The organism is Pseudomonas sp. Leaf48 (genome assembly GCF_001421885.1).
Classification (GTDB): Bacteria; Pseudomonadota; Gammaproteobacteria; order Pseudomonadales; family Pseudomonadaceae; genus Aquipseudomonas.
Genome location: NZ_LMLH01000002.1, coordinates 14,616 through 33,102 on the forward strand (window position 1 = coordinate 14,616; position 18,487 = coordinate 33,102).

18 protein-coding genes are annotated in these 18,487 nt (G+C 60.4%); 12 read left to right on the plus strand and 6 right to left on the minus strand.

What is annotated here, in order from left to right:
- The first annotated feature begins 5 nt into the window (after positions 1 to 5).
- Positions 6 to 191, plus strand: a complete 186-nt coding sequence (locus ASE98_RS02135) for a CcoQ/FixQ family Cbb3-type cytochrome c oxidase assembly chaperone (protein WP_003175465.1) — start codon at positions 6 to 8, stop codon at positions 189 to 191.
- Entirely contained in the window at positions 188 to 1,171 is a 984-nt protein-coding gene (gene ccoP, locus ASE98_RS02140) for a cytochrome-c oxidase, cbb3-type subunit III (protein ID WP_060539772.1), read from the plus strand. The genes ASE98_RS02135 and ccoP overlap by 4 nt, the downstream gene beginning before the upstream one ends.
- A 74-nt stretch (positions 1,172 to 1,245) precedes the next feature.
- Here the strand turns inward: ccoP and ASE98_RS02145 are convergent, their stop codons facing one another.
- Positions 1,246 to 2,259: a metallophosphoesterase family protein gene (locus tag ASE98_RS02145; RefSeq protein WP_060539773.1), complete on the minus strand. Its 1,014-nt coding sequence runs from the start codon at positions 2,257 to 2,259 to the stop codon at positions 1,246 to 1,248.
- A 297-nt stretch (positions 2,260 to 2,556) separates the two neighbouring features.
- On the opposite strand from ASE98_RS02145, the gene ASE98_RS02150 reads away from it, so the two are divergent.
- The 9 genes from ASE98_RS02150 to ASE98_RS02190 all read left to right on the plus strand — a co-directional run bounded on the left by ASE98_RS02150 (position 2,557) and on the right by ASE98_RS02190 (position 11,509).
- Complete coding sequence (locus ASE98_RS02150) at positions 2,557 to 2,763, plus strand: hypothetical protein (protein WP_060539774.1); 207 nt, start codon at positions 2,557 to 2,559, stop codon at positions 2,761 to 2,763.
- Positions 2,764 to 3,056: 293 nt separating this feature from the next.
- The gene (ccoG, locus tag ASE98_RS02155; protein ID WP_060539775.1) at positions 3,057 to 4,472 is read left to right on the plus strand and encodes a cytochrome c oxidase accessory protein CcoG; all 1,416 of its coding nucleotides are present in this window, start codon (positions 3,057 to 3,059) and stop codon (positions 4,470 to 4,472) included.
- Between the two features lie 11 nt (positions 4,473 to 4,483).
- The gene (locus ASE98_RS02160) at positions 4,484 to 5,023 is read left to right on the plus strand and encodes a FixH family protein (RefSeq protein ID WP_060539776.1); all 540 of its coding nucleotides are present in this window, start codon (positions 4,484 to 4,486) and stop codon (positions 5,021 to 5,023) included.
- A 168-nt stretch (positions 5,024 to 5,191) separates the two neighbouring features.
- Positions 5,192 to 7,642, plus strand: a complete 2,451-nt coding sequence (locus tag ASE98_RS02165) for a heavy metal translocating P-type ATPase (protein ID WP_060539777.1) — start codon at positions 5,192 to 5,194, stop codon at positions 7,640 to 7,642.
- A 22-nt stretch (positions 7,643 to 7,664) separates the two neighbouring features.
- A complete protein-coding gene (gene ccoS / locus ASE98_RS02170; protein WP_060539778.1) occupies positions 7,665 to 7,883 on the plus strand; it encodes a cbb3-type cytochrome oxidase assembly protein CcoS in 219 nt (72 codons plus the stop codon).
- On the plus strand, positions 7,876 to 8,559 hold the full coding sequence (locus ASE98_RS02175) for a sulfite exporter TauE/SafE family protein (RefSeq protein WP_060539779.1): 684 nt from the start codon (positions 7,876 to 7,878) through the stop codon (positions 8,557 to 8,559). The genes ccoS and ASE98_RS02175 overlap by 8 nt, the downstream gene beginning before the upstream one ends.
- Positions 8,560 to 8,669: 110 nt before the next feature.
- On the plus strand, positions 8,670 to 10,052 hold the full coding sequence (gene hemN, locus ASE98_RS02180; protein WP_060539912.1) for an oxygen-independent coproporphyrinogen III oxidase: 1,383 nt from the start codon (positions 8,670 to 8,672) through the stop codon (positions 10,050 to 10,052).
- A 93-nt stretch (positions 10,053 to 10,145) separates the two neighbouring features.
- The gene (fnr, locus tag ASE98_RS02185; RefSeq protein ID WP_060539780.1) at positions 10,146 to 10,880 is read left to right on the plus strand and encodes a fumarate/nitrate reduction transcriptional regulator Fnr; all 735 of its coding nucleotides are present in this window, start codon (positions 10,146 to 10,148) and stop codon (positions 10,878 to 10,880) included.
- Between the two features lie 80 nt (positions 10,881 to 10,960).
- Entirely contained in the window at positions 10,961 to 11,509 is a 549-nt protein-coding gene (locus ASE98_RS02190) for an adenine phosphoribosyltransferase (RefSeq protein ID WP_008057870.1), read from the plus strand.
- A 143-nt stretch (positions 11,510 to 11,652) separates the two neighbouring features.
- Here ASE98_RS02190 and ASE98_RS02195 read toward each other — a convergent pair whose 3' ends face one another.
- The 5 genes from ASE98_RS02195 to dnaX all read right to left on the minus strand — a co-directional run bounded on the left by ASE98_RS02195 (position 11,653) and on the right by dnaX (position 17,446).
- Positions 11,653 to 12,801 (minus strand): acyl-CoA dehydrogenase family protein, encoded by a 1,149-nt coding sequence (locus tag ASE98_RS02195; protein ID WP_060539781.1) that lies wholly within the window; start codon positions 12,799 to 12,801, stop codon positions 11,653 to 11,655.
- A 206-nt stretch (positions 12,802 to 13,007) separates the two neighbouring features.
- Entirely contained in the window at positions 13,008 to 13,610 is a 603-nt protein-coding gene (gene recR, locus ASE98_RS02200) for a recombination mediator RecR (RefSeq protein WP_060539782.1), read from the minus strand.
- Between the two features lie 78 nt (positions 13,611 to 13,688).
- Positions 13,689 to 14,723 carry an NADP-dependent oxidoreductase gene (locus ASE98_RS02205; protein ID WP_060539783.1) on the minus strand — a complete coding sequence of 345 codons (1,035 nt, stop codon included), beginning with the start codon at positions 14,721 to 14,723 and terminating at the stop codon, positions 13,689 to 13,691.
- A gap of 215 nt (positions 14,724 to 14,938) precedes the next feature.
- Positions 14,939 to 15,277 (minus strand): YbaB/EbfC family nucleoid-associated protein, encoded by a 339-nt coding sequence (locus tag ASE98_RS02210; protein WP_060539784.1) that lies wholly within the window; start codon positions 15,275 to 15,277, stop codon positions 14,939 to 14,941.
- A gap of 66 nt (positions 15,278 to 15,343) precedes the next feature.
- Positions 15,344 to 17,446 (minus strand): DNA polymerase III subunit gamma/tau, encoded by a 2,103-nt coding sequence (dnaX, locus tag ASE98_RS02215; protein ID WP_060539785.1) that lies wholly within the window; start codon positions 17,444 to 17,446, stop codon positions 15,344 to 15,346.
- 123 nt (positions 17,447 to 17,569) lie between these two features.
- On the opposite strand from dnaX, the gene ASE98_RS02220 reads away from it, so the two are divergent.
- On the plus strand, positions 17,570 to 18,322 hold the full coding sequence (locus ASE98_RS02220) for a substrate-binding periplasmic protein (RefSeq protein WP_060539786.1): 753 nt from the start codon (positions 17,570 to 17,572) through the stop codon (positions 18,320 to 18,322).
- Positions 18,323 to 18,487 lie beyond the last annotated feature (165 nt).

Consider the following 18,487-nt stretch of genomic DNA (forward strand, 5'->3'; position numbering starts at 1 on the left):
TCTAAATGGATATCGGGATGATTCGTGGCCTGGGCACCGTTGTTGTAATGGTGGCCTTCATTGGACTGGCACTGTGGGTGTTCAGCCCCAAGCGCAAGTCGGAGTTTGAAGACGCGACCTTGCTGCCTTTCGCGGATGATCCCGAAGCCATCAAGCACGTCGAGCAAGCTTCTAGGAGTAACAAAGAATGACTACATTCTGGAGTCTGTACGTCACAGTCCTCAGTCTCGGTACGATCTTCGCCCTGACCTGGCTGTTGCTGTCGACCCGCAAGGGCCAGCGCAACGAGCAGACGGACGAGACGGTTGGGCACTCCTTCGACGGGATCGAGGAGTACGACAACCCGCTGCCGAAATGGTGGTTCATGCTGTTCGTGGGCACCATCATTTTCGCCCTGGGCTACCTGGCGCTGTACCCGGGCCTGGGCAACTGGAAAGGCCTGCTGCCAGGTTACAACTACCTGGATAACGAAAAGCAGACCGCGTTCGCCAACGGCCAGACCGGCTGGACCGGCGTTCACGAGTGGGAAAAGGAAATGGCCAAATCGGACGCCAAGTTCGGTCCTATCTTCGCCAAGTTCGCTTCCATGCCGATCGAAGAAGTCGCCAAGGACCCCCAAGCCCTGAAGATGGGTGGCCGCCTGTTCGCCTCCAACTGCTCGGTTTGCCACGGCTCCGACGCCAAGGGCGCTTACGGCTTCCCTAACCTGACCGACGCCGACTGGCGCTGGGGTGGCGAACCGGAAGTCATCAAGACCAGCATCATGGGCGGCCGTCATGCCGTCATGCCGGCGTGGGCTGAAGTGATCGGCGAGCAAGGCGTTGCCGACGTCGCGGCTTTTGTCGTGACCAACCTCGATGGCCGCAAGCTGCCGGAAGACGCCAAGGCTGATCCGGTTGCCGGACAGAAACTGTTCGCCGCCAACTGCGTGGCTTGCCACGGTCCGCAAGGCAAAGGCACCCCAGCGATGGGCGCGCCTGACCTGACCCACCCGGGTGCGTTCATCTATGGCTCGAGCTTCGCGCAACTGCAACAGACCATCCGTTACGGCCGTCAGGGCCAGATGCCTGCGCAAGAGCAAATGCAAGGTAACGACAAGGTTCACCTGCTGGCCGCTTACGTCTACAGCTTGTCTCATGGTGAGAAGGCTCCGGCGGAAGATGCCCAGTAAGGCAAACGCTTGAAGCAATAAAAAACGGCCCCGTCAGTCACTGACGGGGCCGTTTTTTTGTGCAGCAAACAACGCTAATACTGAACCTCGACGACCGCCTCAAGCTGGCGACCCGGCCAGTAATTGCCCTCGACACGATTGACCGTCAGTGCTTGCCTGTCCGCGGAAATGGATGCGATCAGATATGTCTGCCGGATTGCCGAACCGCTGAGAAACACCGGCACATTGCCGAACCGGTCGGACGCATTCCAGTACCGTCCCGAGTGCCAGTGGTAGTGTCCGGCAAACACCGCTGTCACCTTGTAAGCCTGGATCATGGTTCTGAACCGTTCGATCTGCTGCTCACTGCCCATCCAGCCCCGCACCTTGTGCATATTCAGAATGATGATCCGGCCTTGTTGCCGGGCTTTTCGCAGGTCCCTTTCCAGCCAGTCAAGCGCGTCTGTGATCCGCACTTCCAACGGACTGATCAAAGGTGTCCCGGAAAAAAACGTCACGCTGTAAGTCGGCTCATTATTCAACTGCACCAGATGCACGTCACCTATGGTCCTGGAGTACGCCAGACTGCCGTAATAAACATCGGTACGACCTGACACACGCACACCAAAGTCCATGCTGTCTACTTTGCCCCAGTACCGCCCTTTGAAATGCTCGATACTGGTTGCGGCGCAACTATTCAAAAAGCAATTAGCCAAATTCTTTTCATAGTCGCGCTTACCCAACCCATAGTCATAAACGCCCTCCAGTTTCTCCTGCAGAATCGGCATTACCACCGAACGCTGCCAGCCACGACCGTACATTGTAAGGTCGCCATTGATCATGACTGGCACTTGGTCAGGGCCACCAGAATTCCTCCTGAAGTCGGCGATATCCGAATACTGGGCTTCGATCAGAAACTTTGAGCGCTTTTCTCTCTCCGAGTCGGATTCGACCCGCCCGCTCTCAGTGGCCTCGGTCCGAGGGTATTGCGGGTTGGAGGAAAAGACCATGTGCAGTGGGGAATCATTCTTTTGCGCAGAGTGCGACAGGAACGGCACGATCCAGAGCAGCACCCCCAGCAGCAGGCTGGTTTTTTTATTTGACCACATAGAAATCCATTTCCATTCAAACCAGCAAATAACTACCCATTACGGTGCCAGACCATCTGGAATAACGTGCACTCAGGGTAATAAAACTAACGCAAAAACCCAGCAGCGACCAACCCATCGACGCCCAAAATAATAAGCACAAATTACGATATGAACGGCCTATTACAACTTACAAATTGAAATCAATCCTTATTCGACGAAATCAACAGTAGAAGCTAACTTAAAAGATGGGTCACTGAAAAATCCATACCAAATTTACGACCCAAAACTCATTCAACTGAACAAGGAAGTTTGACCATGTCCGAGCAAAACATTACCGATATCGAATCCGATCATATCGAACAGCAAACTGAAACCGAAAACCCACCTTGCGCGCAAGCTGACAAATCCACGACTCCAACGCGCAAACCCAGGTCCATTATCGACAGGGCTAACAGCGCTCCCAGCCAGGGCGGGAACCACACAGGTGGAATAGACTCCCTGGGCGGCGGTCGCCTGCCTTGAGCATCTCCAACCCTGGAGATTGAGTCGCGCGCATCCGGATTGCAGTACCCACGTACTGCAATCCCTGGCAAGGCCAGGCCATTTGGGCGCAAGATCAATCGTCTATAGTCAATTGACCTGCATCATGATTTGTTACATTTGCTACACCATCCAGGTTTTTTCCCCAACGCGACCAAAGGTCGCACCCGCAGGCTAGAGCGACAGGCGTATCATTGCGCCACTGCAATACCCCTTTTTGACCGCGGTCGGCACGTATCGACCGAGGCATTTTTCCACTGCCGTGGGATGCAATGATGAGCAACCAGATTCCGGTACACGACGTCACGCCACCCACCAGGAACGCCAACAACAGCGTCGACCTTTACGCCTCTCGAGAAAAAATCTACACCCGCGCCTTCACGGGGCTGTTCCGCAACCTGCGGATGGCTGGCGGTGCCGCGCTGTTCCTGCTGTATTTCGGTACGGTATGGATCAATTGGGGCGGACACCAGGCCGTCTGGTGGAACGTACCGGAACGCAAGTTCTTCATTTTCGGCGCCACCTTCTGGCCCCAGGACTTCATACTTCTGTCCGGCATGTTGATCATCGCCGCCTTCGGCCTGTTCTTCATCACCGTCTACGCCGGACGGGTCTGGTGCGGCTATACCTGCCCGCAAAGCGTATGGACATGGATTTTCATGTGGTGCGAAAAGGTCACCGAAGGCGACCGCAACCAGCGCATCAAGCTCGACAAGGCGCCGATGAGTGCCAACAAATTCCTGCGCAAGTTCAGCAAACACAGTCTTTGGTTGCTGATCGGCTTCGTCACCGGCATGACCTTCGTCGGTTACTTCTCGCCGATCCGTGAACTGGTGATCGACTTCTTCACCGGCCAGGCCGATGGCTGGTCGTATTTCTGGGTCGGGTTCTTCACCCTCGCCACCTACGGCAATGCCGGCTGGCTGCGCGAACAAGTGTGCATCTACATGTGTCCGTACGCACGCTTCCAGAGCGTGATGTTCGACAAGGACACCCTGATCGTTTCCTACGATCCGCGCCGTGGCGAAGGCCGTGGGCCGCGCAAGAAAGGCGTCGACTACAAGGCCCAGGGCCTGGGTGATTGCATCGACTGCACCATGTGCGTCCAGGTCTGCCCGACCGGCATCGATATCCGCGATGGCCTGCAAATCGAATGCATCGGCTGTGCCGCCTGCATCGATGCCTGCGACGCCATCATGGACAAGATGGACTACCCGCGCGGGCTGATCAGCTACACCACGGAGCACAACCTGTCCGGACAGAAAACCCATAAACTGCGCCCGCGCCTGATCGGTTATGCCCTGGTGCTGCTGGCGATGATCAGCTTGCTGGTGACCGCGTTCCTCATGCGTTCGCTGGTGGGTTTCGACGTCAGCAAGGACCGCGTGTTGTATCGCGAGAACGCCGAAGGCCGGATCGAAAACGTCTACAGCCTGAAAATCATGAACAAGGACCAGCGCGATCACAGGTACGTGCTGGAAGCCACCGGCCTGCCGGATCTCAGGCTGCAGGGTCGACGCGAGATCAAGGTCGCGGCCGGCGAGATCGTCAGCCAGCCGGCGGAGCTGTCCGTCGCGCCGGAAAAACTGCCGTCGAGCACCAACGAGGTGAAATTCATCCTCAAGGATGCCGATGACGACAGTGTTCAAGTTGAAGCCAAGAGCCGGTTCATCGGCCCACAAAATCGTTGAGAGAATTGATCATGCCCGCAGCAAACGCCGCAAGCCCCTGGTACAAGCACCTCTGGCCGTGGATCATCATCGGGATCCTGGCCTGCTCGGTGGCCCTGACCTTGTCCATGGTGACCATTGCGGTGAAAAATCCGGACAACCTGGTCAACGACAACTATTACGAGGCAGGCAAAGGCATCAACCGCTCCCTGGACCGCGAACTGCTGGCCCAGACCCTGCAGATGCGCGCCAGCATTCACCTGGATGACGTCACCGGCGAAGTGGATTTGCGCCTGAGCGGCATCAGCCAGCCCAAGACCCTGGAACTGAACCTGATTTCGCCGACCCAGCCGGAGAAGGATCGCAAGATCACCCTGGCCCGCAGCGACAGCGAGCAGGGCCGCTACATTGGGCAACTGAGCGACAAGATCGAAGGTCGACGTTTTGTCGAATTGCTCGGCACCCAGGACGACCACATCTGGCGCATGTTCGAAGAAGAGCTGGTCAGCCATGACAAGGATCTGTTGCTGGGCGACGAGCCGTTGCAGGGCGCGGAAGACCTGAAGAAATAAAGCCGCGCTTCGCGCATCGCGAGCAAGCCCGCTCCCACAGTTGATCAATGTCGTGCAAAGATTTTGCATACGCCCATGATCCCTGTGGGAGCGGGCTTGGTCCGGGCGGCGTTCCGACGAAGAGGCCTTACTTGACGACAGAGATCCTGCGGCATTAATGAAAACCCCATGACCACCCCACTCCCCTGCTACCACTGCGCCCTGCCCGTCCCGTCCGGCAGCCGCTTCACCGCCGTCGTGCTCGGGGACACCCGCGAATTCTGCTGCCCGGGATGCCAGGCCGTGGCCCAAGCCATTGTCGCCGGTGGGCTGGAAAGCTATTACCAGCATCGCAGCGAAGCCTCGGCCAATCCCGAAGCGTTACCGGTGCAACTGGTGGACGAACTGGCGCTGTACGACCGCGCCGACGTGCAGCAACCCTTTGTCCGCCACGAAGGCGAACTGGCCGAAACCACGCTGCTGATGGAAGGCATCAGTTGCGCCGCCTGTGGCTGGTTGATCGAAAAACACTTGCGCGCCCTGCCGGCGGTGGCCGAGGCGCGCCTGAACCTGTCCAACCATCGCCTGCATGTGCGCTGGGCCGACGCGCAATTGCCCCTGAGCCAGGTGCTCAGCGAACTGCGTCACATCGGTTACGCCGCACACCCCTACCAGGCCGACCGCGCCAGCGAACAACTGGCCAGGGAAAACCGCCTGGCCCTGCGTCAACTCGGCGTTGCCGGGTTGCTGTGGTTCCAGGCGATGATGGCGACCATGGCGACCTGGCCGGAATTCAACATCGACCTCAGCCCGGAACTGCACACCATCCTGCGCTGGGTCGCACTGTTTCTCACCACCCCGATCGTTTTCTACAGTTGCGCCCCCTTCTTCAAAGGCGCCATGCGTGATCTGCGTACCCGCCACCTGACCATGGATGTCTCGGTGTCGCTGGCCATCGGCAGCGCCTACATCGCCGGGATCTGGACCTCGATCACCGGGGTCGGCGAACTGTATTTCGACGCCGTCGGCATGTTTGCCCTGTTCCTGCTCGCCGGGCGCTATCTGGAGCGCCGGGCCCGGGAACGCACGGCCGCCGCCACCGCGCAGTTGGTCAATCTGTTGCCCGCCTCGTGCCTGCGCCTGGCGCCCGATGGCCAGAGCGAACGCATTCTGCTCAGCGAACTGCGCGTAGGTGACCAGGTGCTGGTCCATCCGGGCGCCATTCTTCCCGCTGACGGCAAGATCCTCGACGGCCAGTCAAGCGTCGACGAATCGCTGCTGACGGGCGAATACCTGCCGCAACCGCGAACCCTCGGCGATGCCGTTACCGCTGGCACCCTCAATGTCGAAGGCGCACTGACGGTCGAGGTCCAGGCCCTCGGCCAGGACACCCGCCTCTCGGCGATCGTGCGCCTGCTCGATCGCGCACAGGCCGAAAAACCACGCCTGGCGGAAATTGCCGATCGCGCCGCGCAATGGTTCCTGTTGCTGTCGTTGGTCGCTGCCGCCGCCATCGGCCTGCTGTGGTGGCAGCTCGACCCGTCCCGGGCCTTCTGGATAGTGCTGGCGATGCTCGTGGCGACCTGCCCCTGTGCCTTGTCCCTGGCCACTCCGACCGCCCTGACTGCAGCGACCGGCACCCTGCACAAACTCGGCCTGCTGCTGACCCGCGGCCATGTGCTGGAAGGCTTGAACCAGATCGACACGGTGATTTTCGACAAGACCGGCACCCTCACCGAAGGTCGCCTGGCATTACGTTCGATTCGCCCTCTCGGTGCGCTGGACAGCGATCAATGCCTGAGCCTCGCCGCCGCCCTGGAAAACCGCTCCGAACACCCGATCGCCCGAGCCTTCGGACGCGCGCCTCAGGCCGCCGACGAGGTTCACAGCACCCCGGGCCTTGGCCTGGAAGGGGTGGTCGGCTTGCAACGCCTGCGTATTGGCCAGCCCGGTTTTGTCTGCCAGCTCAGTGGCGCCGAAATACCCGTTATGCCTGATGAACCCGGGCAATGGCTGCTGCTCGGCGACAGTCAGGGGCCGCTGGCCTGGCTGGTGCTCGACGACCGCTTGCGCGCTGATGCACCGGCGCTGCTGGCGGCTTGCAAGGCCCGAGGCTGGCGGACGCTGTTGCTGTCCGGCGACAGCTCGCCGATGGTCGCCAGTGTCGCCGCGCAACTGGGCATCGATGAAGCACAGGGCGGCTTGCGCCCTGACGATAAGCTGCAGGTCCTGCAACAACTGCATAAAGAAGGTCGCAAAGTGCTGATGCTGGGGGACGGAGTCAACGATGTGCCAGTACTGGCCGCCGCCGACATCAGCGTCGCCATGGGTTCGGCCACCGACCTGGCGAAAACCAGCGCCGACGCCGTGTTGCTGTCCAATCGACTCGACGCACTGGTGCAGGCCTTCAGCCTGGCGCGCCGCACCCGTCGGGTGATTATCGAGAACCTGCTGTGGGCTGCGCTGTACAATGGCCTCATGTTGCCGTTCGCCGCGCTCGGCTGGATCACCCCGGTGTGGGCTGCTGTCGGCATGTCCATCAGTTCGTTGACCGTGGTGTTGAACGCCCTGCGCCTCACCCGCCTGCCCGGCGCGCCGGATGCCCACGCCACGCCAGAAACCCGCCCGCTGCCGGCCTGAGCCGCGCGAGCATGGAGTCCAGATGCCAGCTCTCTACGTGATGATCCCGGCCGCCCTGCTGCTCGTAGCCATCGCCGTCTACATTTTCTTCTGGGCGGTGGACAGCGGCCAGTACGACGACCTTGACGGCCCGGCCCACAGCATCCTCTTCGACGATCAGGACCCGAAGCACACCGCTGCCGTCGACGAGGCCAGCGGCCATCCGGCCAAACCGGACGACAAGGCGCCACCCCATGCTTGAACTGGCGCCACTGCTGGTGTCTGCGGTAATTCTCGGCCTGCTCGGCGGCGGGCATTGCCTGGGTATGTGTGGCGGCCTGATGGGCGCGTTGACCCTGGCGATTCCCAAGGAACAGCGCAGCCGCCGCTTTCGCCTGTTGCTGGCCTACAACCTGGGGCGAATCCTCAGTTATGCCTGCGCCGGATTGCTCATCGGCCTGGCCGGCTGGGCGGTGGCCAACAGCCCGGCGGCGTTGATAATGCGCGTGCTCGCCGGCCTGCTGCTGATCGCCATGGGCCTGTACCTGGCCGGCTGGTGGAGCGGCCTGACCCGCATCGAAAGCCTCGGTCGCGGCCTGTGGCGACATATCCAGCCCGTGGCGAACAAACTGCTGCCGGTGTCGAGCGTACCCCGTGCGTTATTGCTGGGCGCTCTCTGGGGCTGGCTGCCTTGCGGCCTGGTTTACAGCACATTGCTGTGGTCAGCCAGCCAGGGCAATGCCCTGGACAGCGCATTGTTGATGCTCGCCTTCGGGCTGGGTACCTGGCCGGTGTTGCTCGCCACCGGCCTGGCCGCCGAACGCGTCACGGCGCTGTTGCGCAAACGCAGCGTGCGCATGGCCGGCGGGTTGTTGGTGATGCTGTTCGGTATCTGGACCTTGCCGGGGCCGCATCAGCATTGGTTGATGGGGCATTAAAGGGCAAGATCTTTTGACGTTTAGACTTTGATGCAAGTCAAGATGCCCAACCGCTCCGCCCACTAGACTAGCCGAAAAATGCCAGTCCACCCGGGGGGAACGCCCGCATGATGCTCGACGCCATTCGTTGGGACACCGATCTGATCCACCGCTATGACCTTGCGGGACCGCGCTACACCTCCTACCCGACCGCCATGCAATTCAACCCTCAGGTGGGCAGCTTCGACCTGTTCCATGCGCTGCGTGAGAGCCGCAAGGCCCAGCGACCTCTGTCGCTGTACGTACACGTGCCGTTTTGCGCGAACATCTGCTACTACTGCGGCTGCAACAAAGTCATCACCAAGGACCGCGGCCGTGCGGCCCCCTATTTGCAGCGCCTGGAGCAGGAAATCCAGCTGATCGCCCGCCATCTGGACCCCACGCAAAAAGTCGAGCAACTGCATTTCGGCGGTGGCACTCCGACCTTTCTCAGCCACGACGAACTGCGCCAGCTGATGACGCATCTGCGCAAACACTTCAACCTGCTCGATGACGACTCTGGCGACTACGGCATCGAAATCGACCCTCGCGAGGCCGATTGGTCGACCATGGGCCTGCTGCGCGAGTTGGGCTTCAATCGGGTCAGTATCGGCCTGCAAGACCTTGACCCCGCCGTACAGCGCGCGGTCAATCGCATGCAAAGCCTGGAAGAAACCCGTGCGGTGATCGACGCAGCCCGCACCCTGCAGTTTCGCTCGATCAACATTGACCTGATCTACGGCCTGCCGAAACAGACGCCGGAGAATTTCGCCCGCACCGTCGAAGAAGTCATCAGCCTGCAACCGGATCGCCTGTCGGTATTCAATTACGCGCACCTGCCGGAGCGCTTCATGCCACAACGACGGATCAACGTCGCCGAACTGCCAAGCCCGACACAGAAACTGGAGATCCTGCAACGCACCATCGAACAGCTGACCGCTGCCGGTTACCGCTACATCGGCATGGACCACTTCGCCCTGCCCGACGATGAACTGGCGATCGCCCAGGAGGAGTCAACCCTGCAACGCAACTTCCAGGGTTACACCACCCATGGTCATTGCGACTTGATCGGCCTGGGCGTATCGGCCATCAGTCAGATCGGCGACCTTTACTGCCAGAACAGCAGCGACCTGAGCGAGTACCAGAACGCACTCGCTTCATCGCAACTGGCAACCAGCCGCGGCCTGCTGTGCGACGCCGACGATCGCCTGCGGCGCGCGGTCATCCAGCAATTGATCTGCCAATTCAGCCTGGAATTCAGCGAGATCGAGCAGGTGTTCAACATCGATTTTCAAGGCTACTTCGGCGAGCTCTGGCCGCAACTGCAGGACATGGCCAACGACGGGCTGATCGAACTCGATAGCGACCGAATCACAGTATTGCCTGCCGGGCGACTGTTGGTGCGCTCAGTGTGTATGGTCTTCGACGCATACCTTGCACAACACGGCTATCAGCGGTTTTCACGAGTCATCTAGACTGGCGTGACAAAACCGCCACAGGCTGGCCTCAATGTCCTTGGGTGGGTTACCCTTACACCTAATGTGTGATTTCCCACAAGGATTGAAGAAATGTCCGAGCCAGTCAAACTGCGCACCCACACTCAGGCACACTGCAAGGACTGCAGCCTCGCGCCTCTCTGCCTGCCACTTTCGCTGAATCTGGAAGACATGGATGCGCTGGACGACATTGTCAAACGGGGCCGCCCGCTGAAAAAGGGCGAGTTTCTGTTCCGCCAGGGCGATACCTTTGATTCCGTCTACGCGGTACGCTCCGGCGCCCTGAAAACGTTCAGCCTCAGTGATTCCGGCGAAGAACAGCTCACCGGTTTCCATCTGCCAAGCGAATTGGTCGGCCTGTCAGGCATGGACACCGAAAAGCACCCGGTATCGGCACAAGCCCTGGAGACGACCTCGGTCTGTGAAATTCCGTTCGAACGCCTCGATGAACTGGCCATGCAACTGCCACAACTGCGTCGCCAATTGATGCGTGTGATGAGCCGCGAGATCCGTGACGACCAGCAGATGATGCTGCTGCTGTCGAAAAAGACCGCCGACGAGCGCATCGCCACTTTCCTCGTTAATCTCTCGGCGCGCTTTCGTGCCCGGGGTTTTTCTGCCAATCAGTTCCGCCTGAGTATGTCGCGCAACGAAATCGGCAACTACCTGGGCCTGGCCGTGGAGACCGTTTCCCGCGTCTTTACGCGCTTCCAGCAGAACGAATTGATCGCCGCCGAAGGCAAGGAGATCCGCATCCTTGATCCTATCGAGCTCTGCGCCCTGGCCGGTGGCTCGGTGGATAGCTGATACAAATCATTGCGGCTGAGCGAAACGGTTCAGCCGCCGTTATACTGCGCCGTTTGCAGCCCTGCCAGGACTCTTCGATAATGGTCTTCGACTCTTTCGACATCAAATCCCTTATCCGCCCGGTCATCGACTTTCCGAAACCAGGCGTGATCTTCCGCGACATTACCCCGCTGTTCCAGTCGCCAACGGCCCTGCGCCTGGTGATGGACAGTTTCGCCCACCGTTACGTCGAGGCCGACTTCACCCACATCGGCGCCATGGATGCCCGTGGCTTCCTGATCGGCTCGGTGCTGGCTTATCAGCTGAACAAGCCGTTGGTGCTGTTCCGCAAGCAAGGAAAGCTGCCGGCCGACGTACTCGCCGAGGGCTATGCCACCGAGTACGGCGAAGCGTTCCTTGAAGTGCACGCCGACAGCCTCTGTGAAGGCGACTCGGTGGTGATGTTCGATGACCTGATCGCCACCGGTGGCACCCTGATTGCGGCGGCAAACCTGATCCGTCGCATGGGCGCACGGGTGCACGAGGCAGCGGCGATTATCGATCTGCCGGAGCTGGGCGGGTCGCAGCGCCTGGAAGACATGGGCATCCCGACTTTCTGCCTGACGCAGTTTGCGTTGAGCGATAAGTAAGCGGCGCCTGGACTGCCCTCTTCGCGAGCAAGCCCGCTCCCACAGGTTCTCTGGTGTACATCAGAAGTGTGAACGACCAAGCCCCTGTGGGAGCGGGCTTGCTCGCGAAGAGGGCAGTACAGACACCACACCTACAAGATCAATCAAAGCCCCATCTGCTTGCTGATGATCTCGTTCATCACTTCCCGCGTCCCGCCGCCAATCGACAGGATCCGGTTATCCCGATACAGCCGCTCCACCAGACTCTCGCGCATATACCCTGAACCACCGAGGATCTGCACCGCATCGGTAACGATCCGGTCCGCCGTGTCCGTGGCAAAATTCTTGGCCATGGATATTTCCTTGATGACACTCTGCCCCACCGCCATTTTCGCCGCCTGGCGATAGGTGAACTCCCGGGACACTTCCAGGGCCGTAGCCATCTCGGCGAGGCGATGCTTGATCACCTGGAACTTGCCAATCGGTTTGCCAAAGGCTTCGCGTTGACGCGCCCATTTCAGGCTTTCCTCCAACGCAAGCTGCGCGGTCATGTTGGCCATCAGCGCCAAGGCCAGTCGCTCGCTCTGGAAGTTACCCATGATGCAGGCGAAGCCCATGTTCTCACCGCCGATCAAATTGCCTGCTGGCACCCTGCAATCGTCGAAGAACAGCTCAGCGGTGTCCGACGCCCACCAGCCCATTTTCTTCAACTGGCGGCCCACAGTGAAACCTGGCGTACCCTTCTCGATCAGTAACAGGCTGATGCCGCCAAAACCCGCTGCACCAGTGCGCACGGCGACTGTGTAGAAGTCGGCGCGCACGCCGCTGGTGATAAAGGTTTTGCTGCCACTGACGCGGTAGCAATCGCCGTCACGCACGGCGCGGGTTTGCAGATTGGCGACGTCGGAGCCACCACCGGGTTCGGTTACGGCCAGGGCACTGATTTTCTCCCCGGCCAGCACCTGCGGCACCACTCGGTCGCGAACTTCAGGTCGGGCCCATTTGAGTATCGGCGGCAGGCCGATATCCAGCGAACCGAGCCCCGCCACCAGGCCGCCAGAGCCACAGCGCATCAACTCTTCGCTGGCGGCGATCTTGGCGAACAGATCGCCTTCATGGCTCCCACCCAGGACCTCGGGGTAGCCGATGCCGAGTATTCCCGCCGCGCCGGCCTTGAGGTAGAGATCACGGGGAAAGCTCTCGGCTTCTTCCCACTGGTCGATGTCAGGAAGAATCTCGCGCTCGACGAAACGTCTGACGCTGTCACGGACCAATTGGTGGCTGGGGTCGAAGTATTCCTGCAAGGCAGACATCGGCGAGCTCCACTGAAGGGTTCAGTGAAGTTAACCGAGCGCTTGCTTGGTTTTCAACTGGATTTGTGTGAAACAGCGCAACCGAGTCGCCTGCATCGCTAGCAAGCCAGCCCCTACAGTGACTCTGGCAGTTCATGCTAGTACGAACACCAAAGAACCTGTGGGAGCTGGCCTGCCAGCGATCGCGTCGGCCGGGCCAACACCAATTACAGAGTGATCGGCTTACGCCCGGCAAACGAATGCGCCAGCGTCCCGCCATCCACCAGCTCCAGTTCACCGCCCAGCGGCACGCCATGGGCGATACGCGAAGCGATCAGGCCTTTGCTGCTCAGCAGTTGGGCAATGTAGTGCGCCGTAGCCTCGCCTTCCACCGTCGGATTGGTCGCGAGAATGACTTCGGCAAAGGTGCCAGCCTCTTCGATGCGCACCATCAACTGCGGGATCCCGATTGCCTCCGGCCCCAGTCCGTCGAGAGGTGACAAGTGACCCTTGAGCACGAAGTAACGACCACGGAAACCGGTCTGCTCCACCGCATATACATCCATCGGCCCTTCCACCACACACAGTAAAGTGTCGTCACGCCGGGTGTCGGCACATTGCGGGCACAGGTCGTCTTCGGTCAGCGTGCGGCACAAGCGACAGTGCCCGACCCCTTCCATGGCCTGGCTGAGGGCCAGCGCCAGCCGCGAGCCGCCGCTGCGATCACGTTCGAGCAACTGCAACGCCATGCGCTGGGCGGTTTTCTGACCCACCCCCGGCAACGTTCGCAGGGCATCGATCAGTTGGCGAATCAAAGGGCTGAAGCTCATGGTGAAAAAGTCCGACAAAACAACGAGACGCGGTTTATACCCGCGCCTCTGATTTGCGTCAAATTACCGCGTTGAATATCAATCCCGGCAGACTCGCACCACCAGCTTGCCGAAGTTGCGCCCTTCCAGCAGGCCAATGAACGCTTCGGGCGCCTGCTCCAGCCCATCGACCACGTCCTCGCGGAACTTCACCTTGCCATCGCGCACCCACGATGCCATGGCGCTGAGGAATTCCGGCTGGCGATCGCCGTAGTCATCGAACACGATAAAACCCTGGATACGCACGCGCTTGGTTAGCAGCGTGCACTGCAACAGGGGCAAACGGTCCGGTCCGCTCGGTGCTTCATGGGCATTGTAGGAAGCAATCAGGCCGCACAGCGGAATCCGCGCCTTGGCATTGAGCAGCGGCACCACCGCATCGAAGACCTTGCCGCCAACGTTTTCATAGTAAATGTCGATTCCGTTACCGCAGGCCTTGGCCAGCTCATCGGCAAAGTCCGGGCTCTTGTGGTCGACACAGGCATCAAAGCCCAGCTCTTCGACGACATAACGACACTTGTCCGCCCCCCCGGCGACGCCAACCACGCGCAGGCCCTTGATCTTCGCCACCTGGCCGACCACCGAGCCCACGGCGCCGGATGCGGCCGCGACGACCAGGGTCTCGCCGGACTTGGGCTGACCGATGTCCATCAGGCCCATATAGGCAGTCATGCCCGGCATGCCGAGCACGCCCAAAGCCATCGATGGACTGGGCAATCCCGACGGCACCGGGATGATGCTGCGCCCGTCGCTGATGCTATGGCTTTGCCAGCCTGTGGCACCGACCACCAGATCACCTTCCTGGAACTTGGGATTGAGCGAGCGCTCGACCCGGCTGACGGCGCCACCGGTCATCACTTCGCCGATTTCCACTGGCGCTGCGTAGGACGGCGCGTCACTCATGCGACCACGCATGTAGGGATCCAGAGACAGGTAGACGGTCTTGAGCAGCACCTGACCGTCAGTCAGGTCCGGCAGTGCCACCCGCTCCAGACGGAAGTTCTCCGGCGTCGGCGCACCTGTCGGGCGCGAGGCCAGGACAATGCGTTGATTGAGGGTCATGGGGTCGGACATGGTGGCGTCTCCTTTGATCGATGGGATTCGGTGATATAGGGAGCAGACCTTTGTAAGGGTATCGCGTTCGATGTTTCTGGAGTAAGACCGGGGCGACTTCTTCGCGAGCAAGCCCGCTCCCACAGGGATCACCGCAACCCTCCAACAGCCGGAAACAAAAATGCCAGGCGCGATGCCTGGCATTTTTTGTATCTCATCTGTCGCCTGAAGGCGAATCAGAATGGCAGTTTCATGCCCGGTGGCAATTGCATGCCGGCGGTCATGCTGCCCATTTTTTCCTGGCTGTTGGCTTCGATCTTGCGCACGGCGTCGTTGACGGCGGCGGCTACGACTGCTTCGAGCATTTCCTTGTCGTCTTCGCTCAGGCCTTCGACCAGGCTCGGGTCGATGCTCACGCTCTTGACGTCGTGACGACCGGTCATGACCACGGTGACCATATCGCCACCGGCTTTACCGGTGACTTCGGCGTTGGCCAGTTCTTCCTGCATCTTGGCCATTTTTTCCTGCATCTGCTGCGCCTGCTTCATCAGGCCGGCCATGCCACCTTTCATCATGGGAATCACCTCAAAAGTACTTGGATCAAAACAGCGCCCGGCCGATCGGCCGAGCGCTTTCAGTTATTAGCCCTGAGTGACCAGGGCGTCGACAGGTTCAATAGTATCGTTACGGATCACCGCACCGAACTGCTGCATCATTTGCTGGATGAACGGATCACCGTGGATCGATTCTTCGGCCTCGCGCTGACGGTCGGCGCGCCGGCGCGAAGCCGCCTGTGCCGGGGTTTCCTGCTCGGGCTTGATCAGCTCGATGCTCAGGGTCAGCGTGCGTTGATGATACTGGTTCAATGCTTCGTTAAGACGGCGCTGCTGGGTCGCGTTGAACAAGGCGCTGTGGGCCGGGTCCAGGTGCATCAGCCAATTGTCGCCATCCACCGCGATCAGCGTGCAGTTGGCGGCAATGCTGCCGGTCATGCCGGAAATCGGCAGTTTCGGGAACAGCTCCAGCCATTGCAGGGCCAGGCCTGTGGCCGGCCTCGCGGCGGGCTCAGGCTCGGGCTCCGGCGCAGGGTCAGCGGCATGCTCGCTGGCCAACTCGTCAAGGTAACTGTAGGCCGAATCCATGTCCGGCTCGATGTAGTCTTCGTCCAGCGGGGGCTCGTCATCCAGATCCATGCCTGGCGTGGCGGCGTCGACCTGGGCGACCGTTGGCTCAGGAATTGGCGTGGCGGCCCACTCCGGCGCATCCGGCACCACGCTGTCCGGCGTCGGTAACGGCATAGGCGGCAACTCGGGCTGCTCGCTCGCGGTTTCCAGAACCGGCTCGACCGCTGGCTGCTGAACGGGGGCAGACTCGACCGGGTCGTTCCACGGCAGGTCGATAACTTCCTCGACCACGACCGCTTCAACCACGGGCTCGGGCACCACGACCGGTGCAGGTGCAGGTGCAGGTGCAGGTGCAGCAGGTTCAGGCACGGCAGCCGTTGCCACCACTGGTTCAACGGGCGCAGCCGCCACCGGTTCGACCGCCGCGGCGACTACCGGCGCAGTCACCTGCGCGGCAGCCACGGATTTGGCGGAATCAACTGTGGCCTGGCTGATCCCCACTGGCTTTAGTGGCTGTCTCGGGGCATCTGCGGTGTCTGCCGGGCGGAAGGCCAGCATCCGCAGCAGGACCATTTCGAAGCCACCTCGCGGATCCGGTGCCAGTGGCAGGTCGCGACGACCGATCAGGCCCATCTGGTAGTAGAACTGCACGTCTTCGGCCGGCAGAGCCTGGGCCAGGGCCAGCACCCGGTCGCGGTCGCCGTGACCGTTGTCGACGCCTTCGGGCAGGGCCTGGGCGATGGCGACACGATGCAATACGTTGAGAATTTCCGACAGCACGCCATTCCAGTCCGGACCTTGTTCAGCCAGGTGACGCACCGCTTCAAGCAAAGCCTTGGCATCACCTTCGATCAGCGCATGCAGGACGTCATAGACCTGACCGTGATCGAGAGTCCCGAGCATCGCCCGCACATCGGTGGCCATGACCTTGCCTTCCCCGAAGGCAATCGCCTGGTCGGTCAGACTCATGGCATCGCGCATCGAACCATCGGCAGCGCGGCCGAGCAACCACAGCGCGTCGTCTTCAAATGGCACGTTCTCGACCCCGAGGACGTGGGTCAGATGCTCGACCACACGCTCCGGCGTCATGTTCTTCAGGGAGAACTGCAGGCAACGCGAGAGAATCGTTGCAGGAAGTTTCTGCGGATCTGTGGTGGCCAGAATGAACTTGACGTAGGGTGGCGGCTCTTCGAGCGTTTTGAGCAGTGCATTGAACGAATGACTGGAGAGCATGTGCACTTCGTCGATCAGGTAGACCTTGAATCGACCACGGCTCGGGGCGTATTGCACGTTATCGAGCAACTCGCGGGTGTCTTCGACCTTGGTGCGGCTCGCGGCGTCGATCTCGATCAGGTCGACAAAGCGCCCCTCATCGATCTCCCGGCACACCGAGCACTCGCCGCAGGGCGTGGAAGTGATACCTGTCTCACAGTTCAGGCATTTGGCAATGATCCGCGCAATGGTAGTCTTGCCGACCCCGCGGGTCCCGGTAAACAGGTACGCGTGGTGCAGCCGCTGGCTGTCCAAGGCATTGATCAGAGCCTTGAGCACATGGGTCTGGCCGACCATTTCGCGGAACGAGCGCGGACGCCATTTACGTGCAAGAACCTGATAACTCATCGAAAACCGTCGCAACGAAAGAAGCAGAAGCGGCTAATGCTAGCGGAGCAAGGCACAAATTGCATCCGGTGCGCTCCTCAATTCTGGCTAAGCTTCACTTTGCGGACATTTAACGGGGTGTTTATGCGGCTGGTGCTGGGGGCAATGCTGTTAATCAGCCTGGACGGCATGGCCGCGGACGCACCCTTGCGTTTCGTGGTGCCCGATAGCTGGGCCATGCCCATGATGCAGTTTGAACAAGATCGCCCGACCCAGGGCATCCTGCATGACCTGATGCTCAGCCTCGCGACTCAGGTCGGCTTGCCTGCCGAATTCCACGTACTGCCTCGCGGCCGCATACAAACCGCCATGGAGCATGGCGAAGTCGATGTGCGCTGCTACGTTGTGCAAACATGGCTGACCGACCAGCCAGGCGATTACAGCTGGAGCATCCCGCTCTTCACTCAGCCCGACCTGCTCGTCTCCCGACAAGCCTCGACTGCCCCGATAAACCCGGCGGACTTGTCGGCACAACCCATTGGCACCGTACTACGTTACAGCTACCCGACCCTGCAACCACTGTTCGACGCCAAGCGCCTGGAGCGTGACGACGCGCGCAATCAGCAGTTGGTGCTGGACAAGCTTTTGGCCGGACGCAATCGCTATGCCGTCAGCAATCAATGGAGCCTGGACTGGTTCAATCAGCGCCTGTTGCCGCAACAGCAGTTAAAAGCCGTGGCAGAACTGCAGGAGTTGAAACTGGGCTGTTATGTGCGCAACGACCCAAAATTGCCCGTGCAGCGCATTCTGGGCACACTGATGCGGATGAAGACGTCCGGGGAGATTGACGACATTATCCGTCTCTATATCGGTGGCGAGCCAAAGGCAACACCGTAAACCTTGAGAGTGAGCCTGCCTTCATAAATCGGAAACGACAAAAAACCACCCTGGACGAAGTCCGTGGCAGCGAAACGTGAAATATTCTTGATACCGACAGCGCGCGAGAGGACCTCACGCGGCGTTAAGGTGGTAACCCCACCAGCCACACCCCGGCACACAATG

What these genes read in the sequence shown, in the direction of transcription:
- ASE98_RS02135 (WP_003175465.1), top strand. Translation starts at nt 6, where the DNA reads ATGGATATCGGGATGATTCGTGGCCTGGGCACCGTTGTTGTAATGGTG.
- ccoP (WP_060539772.1), top strand. Translation starts at nt 188, where the DNA reads ATGACTACATTCTGGAGTCTGTACGTCACAGTCCTCAGTCTCGGTACG.
- ASE98_RS02145 (WP_060539773.1), bottom strand. Translation starts at nt 2,259, where the DNA reads ATGTGGTCAAATAAAAAAACCAGCCTGCTGCTGGGGGTGCTGCTCTGG.
- ASE98_RS02150 (WP_060539774.1), top strand. Translation starts at nt 2,557, where the DNA reads ATGTCCGAGCAAAACATTACCGATATCGAATCCGATCATATCGAACAG.
- ccoG (WP_060539775.1), top strand. Translation starts at nt 3,057, where the DNA reads ATGAGCAACCAGATTCCGGTACACGACGTCACGCCACCCACCAGGAAC.
- ASE98_RS02160 (WP_060539776.1), top strand. Translation starts at nt 4,484, where the DNA reads ATGCCCGCAGCAAACGCCGCAAGCCCCTGGTACAAGCACCTCTGGCCG.
- ASE98_RS02165 (WP_060539777.1), top strand. Translation starts at nt 5,192, where the DNA reads ATGACCACCCCACTCCCCTGCTACCACTGCGCCCTGCCCGTCCCGTCC.
- ccoS (WP_060539778.1), top strand. Translation starts at nt 7,665, where the DNA reads ATGCCAGCTCTCTACGTGATGATCCCGGCCGCCCTGCTGCTCGTAGCC.
- ASE98_RS02175 (WP_060539779.1), top strand. Translation starts at nt 7,876, where the DNA reads ATGCTTGAACTGGCGCCACTGCTGGTGTCTGCGGTAATTCTCGGCCTG.
- hemN (WP_060539912.1), top strand. Translation starts at nt 8,670, where the DNA reads ATGCTCGACGCCATTCGTTGGGACACCGATCTGATCCACCGCTATGAC.
- fnr (WP_060539780.1), top strand. Translation starts at nt 10,146, where the DNA reads ATGTCCGAGCCAGTCAAACTGCGCACCCACACTCAGGCACACTGCAAG.
- ASE98_RS02190 (WP_008057870.1), top strand. Translation starts at nt 10,961, where the DNA reads ATGGTCTTCGACTCTTTCGACATCAAATCCCTTATCCGCCCGGTCATC.
- ASE98_RS02195 (WP_060539781.1), bottom strand. Translation starts at nt 12,801, where the DNA reads ATGTCTGCCTTGCAGGAATACTTCGACCCCAGCCACCAATTGGTCCGT.
- recR (WP_060539782.1), bottom strand. Translation starts at nt 13,610, where the DNA reads ATGAGCTTCAGCCCTTTGATTCGCCAACTGATCGATGCCCTGCGAACG.
- ASE98_RS02205 (WP_060539783.1), bottom strand. Translation starts at nt 14,723, where the DNA reads ATGTCCGACCCCATGACCCTCAATCAACGCATTGTCCTGGCCTCGCGC.
- ASE98_RS02210 (WP_060539784.1), bottom strand. Translation starts at nt 15,277, where the DNA reads ATGATGAAAGGTGGCATGGCCGGCCTGATGAAGCAGGCGCAGCAGATG.
- dnaX (WP_060539785.1), bottom strand. Translation starts at nt 17,446, where the DNA reads ATGAGTTATCAGGTTCTTGCACGTAAATGGCGTCCGCGCTCGTTCCGC.
- ASE98_RS02220 (WP_060539786.1), top strand. Translation starts at nt 17,570, where the DNA reads ATGCGGCTGGTGCTGGGGGCAATGCTGTTAATCAGCCTGGACGGCATG.